The following is a 6,054-nucleotide window of genomic DNA, read 5'->3' on the forward strand; positions in this document are numbered from 1 at the left end:
ACCGAACAGCACCAGGTAGTCGTAGTCGGCCAGATCGAGTTCCTCTGGCGTGGCCTCGATGCGCAGCGCCGCGCCACTGCTGGACAGCACATGCCCCGGCTGCAGGCCGAGGATGGTCCAGGCGCAGTAGCGCTGGCGGCTGTAGTCCTCGTCGTCGGCGCTGAAGCGCAGCTTGTCGAGAAAGCCACCGAACGGCAGCAAGGCGAACTCCGGCAGGGGCAGCAGGAGAAAACGCAGATCGGGGCATTCGGCCATGTCAGTCCAGAATCAACCTTTAAATGACCAGAATCTACCTCAATCACGACACTGTCGCTGACTAGACTGGCCGCGCCCTCACAGGAGACCTGCATGGCCCTCGAACTCTGGCTCGTCTATTTCGTCGCCACCCTCGGCCTGGCGCTGACGCCCGGCCCCAACAGCCTGCTGGCGCTGACCCACGGCGGGCTGTACGGCGCACGCATGGCGCTGGCCACCATCCTCGGCGGCGTGGTCGGCTTCAGCACGCTAATCGCCCTGGCCATGTTCGGCCTCAGTGCCCTGCTCAAGACCGCGCCCAACACGTTGCTGGCGCTGAAGTGGATCGGCGGCGCCTACCTGATCTGGCTCGGCGTGCAGCTGTGGCGCACTCCGGCGCTGCTGCCCGGTCTGGCACTGGACAGCGCACGCCCGAAGGTTTTCATCCTGTTTCGCCAGGGCCTGCTGTCGGCGCTGTCGAATCCCAAGGTGATCCTGTTCTATGGCGCCTTCCTGCCGCAGTTCGTCGACCCGCAGCGCGGCCTGGCCGTGCAGTTCGTGGTGATGGCCGCCACCTTCGCCGTGGTCGAATTCCTCGTCGAGCTGCTGCTGGCGCTGCTGGCCTTCCGCGTGCGGCCCTGGCTGCAGCGCGGCGGCCGTGCCTTCAACCGCAGCTGCGGCGTGCTCTTCGTACTGATCGGCGTGGCGTTGCCGCTGGCACGCTGAGCAAGTCCGTGATCAGGCCTTGATCGCCTCGCCAATCGCGTAGTAATGCCCACCGGCCACGTGATGCAGGCTGCGCAGGCTCGGGTCGGCCGTTTCGAAATGCCAGCGGCCATCGCGGAACACGCGCTCATCGGCCCAGGCTGCGATCACCTCGCCGATAAACAGGTCGTAGGCCTGCTGGTTGTGCGGCTCGTCGATCAGCCGGCAGACCAGCCAGGCCGAACAGCCCGCCACCAGCGGCAGGTCGTGATCTTCCATCGTGAACAGCTCGACCCCGGCATGGACCAGCTTCGCCGGGTCATCCGCCAGGCTGGCATTGCCCACCGCCTGGGTCAGTTGCAGCTGCGCCACCGTCGGCACCTGGATGGCGAACAAGCCGCTGCCCTCGATCAGCGCGCGGGTGCGGGTGGCCTTGTCTAATACCACGGTGAGCTTCGGCGGCTCGAAATCCAGGGCGCAGCACCAGGCTGCCGCCATGACGTTATCCACAGCCTGATGACGAGCCGACACCAGCACGGTGGGGCCGTGGTTGAGCAGACGGTAGGCCTTGGCCAGGTCGACGGGACGGATGTGCGCGCTCATGCAGACTCCTCGAAACAAAAAAAGGCGCTCGCATGCTGGCCCGTGAAGGCCTGCATCGCAAGCGCCTGCCGTAGCGGCTGTGGATCAGAACTCCTGTACGGTCGGGCGCAGGACGATCTCGTTGATGTCGACGTCGGCCGGCTGCTCGATGGCGTAGGCGATGGCGCGCGCCACCGACTCAGCCGGAATCGCCTGCTTGTAGAAATCGACGACGAAGTCGCGGCTCTGCTGGTGGGAGCTGCCGAACTTCAGCTCGGAGTCCACCGCACCCGGCTCGATGGTGGTGGTACGGATGCTGCCGCCCACCTCATGGCGCAGGCCTTCGGAGATGGCGCGCACGGCGAACTTGGTGCCGCTGTAGACGGTACCGCCCGGGCTGAACACCTTGATCCCGGCCACCGAGGCGATGTTGATGAAGTGCCCGGCGTTCTGCTGCTGGAACACCGGCAGCGCCGCGGCGATGCCGTACAGCACGCCCTTGATGTTGATGTCGATCATGCGCTCCCACTCCTCGACGCGCACGTCGCTCAGCGGTGCGATGGCCATCAGCCCGGCGTTGTTGACCAGCACATCGACGCGGCCGAAGGTGTCCAGTGCGCCCTGGATCAGCGCCTTGACCTCATCGGCGCGGGTCACGTCAGTCTGGTAGGCCACGGCCTCGCCGCCAGCGGCGATCAGCTCACCGACAAGCTGCTCGAGACGCTCCTTGCGCCGCGCAGCCAGCACCACCTTGGCGCCCAGTTGGCTGAGATGACGCGCGGTGGCCTCACCCAGGCCGCTGCTGGCGCCGGTGATGACCACGACCTTGCCGGAAATGTTGTTGCTCATGGGTAAGCCCTCTCTCGATTCGTTGGAGTGTCCGTGCCATACGCCGGACATGGGCTCAGGTTAGGGGCGATTTCCGTTTCAATGAATGGAAGAGTTTGGATTAGGCTATTCCATATTCTGGAATACAAAGGCGCCCCGACATGCTCAACCGCATGGAGATGATCCGCATCTTCTGCAGCGCGGCCGACTGCAGCAATTTCCGCGAAGCAGCCACTCGCCTGGGGGTTTCCCCGCAGGCGGTGACCCGCGCGATCAAGGCGCTGGAGGAGGAGCTCGGCGAGATTCTCTTCCACCGCAACACCCGCCAGGTGCATATCACCGCCTTCGGCGAGGCTTACGCGGTGCGCGCCCGGCAGATGCTGGAGGATTTCGACGCGCTGTTTCGCGGCCACCGCGCCGAGGCCGAATCGGCCATCGCCGGGCGCATCGGCATCACCGCGCCGCAGGCCATCGGCAAGCGCTTTCTGGTTGCGTTCCTGCAGCCCTTGCTCAAGCAGCACCCGCAACTGGTGCTGAACCTGCGCCTGGAGGACGAGATCACCGACGCGGTGGAGGCGCAGATCGACATCGGCATCCGTGTCGGCTTCCTGCGTGACAGCCGCTATGTCGCCCGTGCCATGGCACCGGTGCCGTTGCAGGTGGTGGCCACGCCGGAACTGATCGCTGCCAGCGGCGCACCGCGTGACCTCGACGAGTTGCAGCAGCGGCCGCTGTCGGTGCTGATCGACCGCAAGAATGGCCGCCCCTGGCCGTGGACATTCGCCCATGGTCCCAGCCTGCATCCGCCCACACCAGCGCTGGTGTGCGACGACCCCGAAGCCGAGCTGGAGGCCGTACTCGCCGGCCTGGCCTACGGCCAGTTGCCCGCCTACCTGGCGCAGCCCTATCTGCAAAGCGGCCACCTGCAGGCGGTGCTGACGGAGCAGGCGCCCGATCCCTGGCAGCTGTTCATCTACCGCCCACAGCAGGGCCCGGTGCCGCCAAGGGTGCGCCTGGTGTTCGATCACCTGCGCGCCTGCTTCTCCGATCCGGCGCAGTTTCCCCAGGGCTGAGGTCGCTCACGGCAACGCCGTTGTCGCCTGCGAAGCGCCCGCCGCGGCTATCGCTCCGCAACCTGCCTGAAGCCGTCTAAACCAGGGATCAGGAGCGTCGCATGAATGCTATCAACACAGGCCGGCAGGTCAGCCTGGCCACCTTGCACCAGGTGATCGGCCTGCTGCATCGCCACACATAACGCAAGGCTGCGGCGCGTAGGACGCAGCCTATCTCCCGCCACTCGGCAGGCGCTGGCCAGACAGCAAATGGGGCAGTTGTGCAAAGTGGATCAATAAAAATCCGCGGAAATGGATCTATGTGGCTAGGCCACTGGTGCGTACATTCTTCCTCACCGGGCCGCAGTGGTACTGCCAGTTGCAGAGGGGCATCGGTTTCTTCTCAACTCGCATATGGATGAAAACCATGAGCCAGCGCCTCGACTATTTCGCCCTCTCTCCCAAGGCCTCCGGCAAGTACGCCGAATTTTCCATGCTGCTGACCCGCAGCCCTTTTCTCGCGCCGCTGGCCCATCTGGTGATGCTGCGGGCGTCGCAACTCAACGGCTGCGCCTTCTGCGTCGACATGCATGTGAAGGAAGCCAAGATCCACGGTGATCGCGAGCTGCGTCTGCACCATGTCGCCGTGTGGCGCGAATCGCCCCTGTTCTCGGAGCAGGAGCGCGCCGCATTGGAATGGACGGAAGCGCTGACCCAGCTGGCGCCGCACGGTGTCTCCGATGCCATCTACGCCAGCGTGCGCGAGCAGTTCTCCGAACAGGAACTGTCCGATCTGACCTTCCTGGTGGTCGCCATCAACGGCTGGAACCGCCTCAACGTGGCGTTTCGCACCGTGCCGGGTTCCGCCGATGCGCAGTTCGGTCTGGACAAGGCCGGCCTGGCCTGAAGCCACCGAGGAGGCATCGCCATGACCGCTCCCCTCCGTGTGCTGCGCCTGATCGGCAGCCCGCGCGGCGCCGATTCGGAGAGCCTGCGCCTGTCGCAGCGGGTAATCGAGGCCCTGGCCGCCAGCCAGCCGCTCGCCGTGCAGGACCTCGACGTCAATGACCTGCCGCATGTGGACGCCCGCTACGCCCTGGCACTGGCCTCGCCGGCTGCCGCCATGCACGCCGAGCCAGGCGACACTCAGCAACGTTCTGCGGCGCTGATCCGCCAGCTCGACGACACCGATGTTCTGCTGATCGCCACGCCGATGCACAACTACACGCTGCCTTCGGCGCTCAAGGCCTGGGTCGACCATATCATGCGCATCGGCGTGACCTTCAACGGCACAGCACAGGGCAAGGTCGGCCTCCTGCGGGATCGACCGGTTTACGTGGCCATCGCCTCGGGTGGCCTGATCAGTGGCGAGCAGGCGCGCCAACCGGACTTCCTGCGTCCTTATCTGCAGGCCGCGCTGGCGACGGTTGGCCTGAGGGACATGCACTTCTTCTGCGTGGAAGGCACCGCCAGAGGTGGTTCGGCGCTGGAACAGGCCCGCGCAGTCGCGCAGGCCCGGATAGCGGCCTTCTTTGGTCCAGGCTGAGGGCGGCTGGCTGCAATCCAGTCCGTCAGCCGAGAGCGACGATCATCAATGGTGGACTGCGAAGATTCACGGCCGGAGCATGTTTAACGTTTACCAGTCACGCTTCTGCCTCATGCTCCCTGCGTAACAGATAACTATCCATGATCCAGCCATTACGCTCCCGTGCCTCGGCACGGGTCATGGCGATGCGTTCGGCCACCTCGTCCAGCGGGCCGGCGATCAGGATTTCATCGGCAGTGCCGACATAGGCGCCCCAGTAGATATGCAGCCCCTGACCGACGAAGCGGCGGTAGCTGTCCTTGGCGTCGAGCATCACCGCCACGCTGTCCACGCCCTGCGGCCAGCCTTCGGCGAGCAGGCGGCCGGTGGTGATTTCCACGGCGCGGCCGATGCTGTTGAGCGGGATGCGATGGCGCGCGGTCAGCGCCTGCAGGCTGGTGATGCCGGGGATCACGTCATAGACGAAATCGCTACGGCGCGCGGCGATGGCCTCGATGATGCGGATGCTGCTGTCGTACAGCGAGGGGTCGCCCCAGACCATAAAGGCCGCCGTCTCGCCATCGGCCATCTGCTCGTCGATCAGTTGCTCGAACACCGCCTGCTTGTCGCGGTTGAGTTCGTCGACGCTGGCGCGGTAGTCGGCGGCGTCACGCTCGCGCTCCGGTTGCAGGCCTTCGGCGAAGCGCGGCGCGTGGCCGTCGAGAAAGCGCGCGCAGATCTCGCGGCGCAGGGCGTTGAGCTTGTGCTTGGCCGCGCCCTTGTCCATCAGGAAGATCACGTCACTGCGGCGCAGCGCCTTGATCGCCTGGTAGGTGATGTAGTCCGGGTCGCCGGCACCGATGCCGACCAGCAGCAGGGTTTTCATGGGGTTCTCCAGGTGCGCCCTGGCACGCCGGGCGACAGGTCGTCGATATGGTGGTAGTCGGCCTGTAGGGCCTGCGCCAACTGGCGGGCGCGGCCCAGGCGGATAGGCGCGCGCTCGGTATCGAGCAGCAGGGTCGGGCATGGCAGCGGCGCCAACGCTGGCAGGTCACGCAGACGGCCATCGGTGAGAATCAGCAGGCGCTGGCGTTCGTGCGGTTTCAGGCGCTGACGGCGCAGCAGCCA

The 6,054-nt window shown here is 65.8% G+C and carries 7 protein-coding genes and 2 pseudogenes; 4 read left to right on the forward strand and 5 right to left on the reverse strand.

All coding sequences use genetic code 11. The features are described from left to right. Positions 1 to 255 (reverse strand): annotated as a pseudogene (locus tag N7333_RS23670) (AraC family transcriptional regulator); the annotation flags it as partial. A 93-nt stretch (positions 256 to 348) separates the two neighbouring features. Here N7333_RS23670 and N7333_RS23675 point away from each other — a divergent pair. Next, entirely contained in the window at positions 349 to 960 is a 612-nt protein-coding gene (locus tag N7333_RS23675; RefSeq protein WP_129483734.1) for a LysE family translocator, read from the forward strand. A 12-nt stretch (positions 961 to 972) separates the two neighbouring features. Here the strand turns inward: N7333_RS23675 and N7333_RS23680 are convergent, their stop codons facing one another. Together N7333_RS23680 and N7333_RS23685 are read right to left on the reverse strand one after the other, a co-directional pair. Then, the gene (locus N7333_RS23680) at positions 973 to 1,542 is read right to left on the reverse strand and encodes a flavin reductase family protein (protein WP_129483735.1); all 570 of its coding nucleotides are present in this window, start codon (positions 1,540 to 1,542) and stop codon (positions 973 to 975) included. 84 nt (positions 1,543 to 1,626) lie between these two features. Continuing rightward, positions 1,627 to 2,370: an SDR family oxidoreductase gene (locus tag N7333_RS23685; protein ID WP_129483736.1), complete on the reverse strand. Its 744-nt coding sequence runs from the start codon at positions 2,368 to 2,370 to the stop codon at positions 1,627 to 1,629. A gap of 140 nt (positions 2,371 to 2,510) precedes the next feature. Between N7333_RS23685 and N7333_RS23690 the strand changes: the two genes are divergently transcribed. The 3 genes from N7333_RS23690 (at position 2,511) to N7333_RS23700 (ending at position 4,947) form a co-directional block, all read left to right on the forward strand. Continuing rightward, complete coding sequence (locus tag N7333_RS23690) at positions 2,511 to 3,422, forward strand: LysR family transcriptional regulator (protein WP_129483737.1); 912 nt, start codon at positions 2,511 to 2,513, stop codon at positions 3,420 to 3,422. A 397-nt stretch (positions 3,423 to 3,819) separates the two neighbouring features. Then, positions 3,820 to 4,308, forward strand: coding sequence for a carboxymuconolactone decarboxylase family protein (locus tag N7333_RS23695; RefSeq protein ID WP_129483738.1), 489 nt, complete (start codon positions 3,820 to 3,822; stop codon positions 4,306 to 4,308). 21 nt (positions 4,309 to 4,329) lie between these two features. Beyond that, positions 4,330 to 4,947, forward strand: coding sequence for an NAD(P)H-dependent oxidoreductase (locus N7333_RS23700; RefSeq protein WP_129483739.1), 618 nt, complete (start codon positions 4,330 to 4,332; stop codon positions 4,945 to 4,947). 97 nt (positions 4,948 to 5,044) lie between these two features. Here N7333_RS23700 and cobF read toward each other — a convergent pair whose 3' ends face one another. Both cobF and N7333_RS23710 read right to left on the reverse strand, forming a co-directional pair. Beyond that, a complete protein-coding gene (gene cobF / locus N7333_RS23705) occupies positions 5,045 to 5,812 on the reverse strand; it encodes a precorrin-6A synthase (deacetylating) (protein ID WP_129483740.1) in 768 nt (255 codons plus the stop codon). Further along, positions 5,809 to 6,054 (reverse strand): annotated as a pseudogene (locus tag N7333_RS23710) (magnesium chelatase); the annotation flags it as partial. The gene cobF and the pseudogene N7333_RS23710, both read right to left, overlap by 4 nt.

Origin of the sequence: Pseudomonas sp. GD04158, from assembly GCF_029834875.1 — a bacterium.
GTDB lineage: Bacteria > Pseudomonadota > Gammaproteobacteria > Pseudomonadales > Pseudomonadaceae > Aquipseudomonas > Aquipseudomonas hydrolytica.

Excerpts from the sequence above, each read along its gene's own strand:
- N7333_RS23675 (WP_129483734.1), top strand. The coding sequence starts at position 349 with ATGGCCCTCGAACTCTGGCTCGTCTATTTCGTCGCCACCCTCGGCCTG.
- N7333_RS23680 (WP_129483735.1), bottom strand. The coding sequence starts at position 1,542 with ATGAGCGCGCACATCCGTCCCGTCGACCTGGCCAAGGCCTACCGTCTG.
- N7333_RS23685 (WP_129483736.1), bottom strand. The coding sequence starts at position 2,370 with ATGAGCAACAACATTTCCGGCAAGGTCGTGGTCATCACCGGCGCCAGC.
- N7333_RS23690 (WP_129483737.1), top strand. The coding sequence starts at position 2,511 with ATGCTCAACCGCATGGAGATGATCCGCATCTTCTGCAGCGCGGCCGAC.
- N7333_RS23695 (WP_129483738.1), top strand. The coding sequence starts at position 3,820 with ATGAAAACCATGAGCCAGCGCCTCGACTATTTCGCCCTCTCTCCCAAG.
- N7333_RS23700 (WP_129483739.1), top strand. The coding sequence starts at position 4,330 with ATGACCGCTCCCCTCCGTGTGCTGCGCCTGATCGGCAGCCCGCGCGGC.
- cobF (WP_129483740.1), bottom strand. The coding sequence starts at position 5,812 with ATGAAAACCCTGCTGCTGGTCGGCATCGGTGCCGGCGACCCGGACTAC.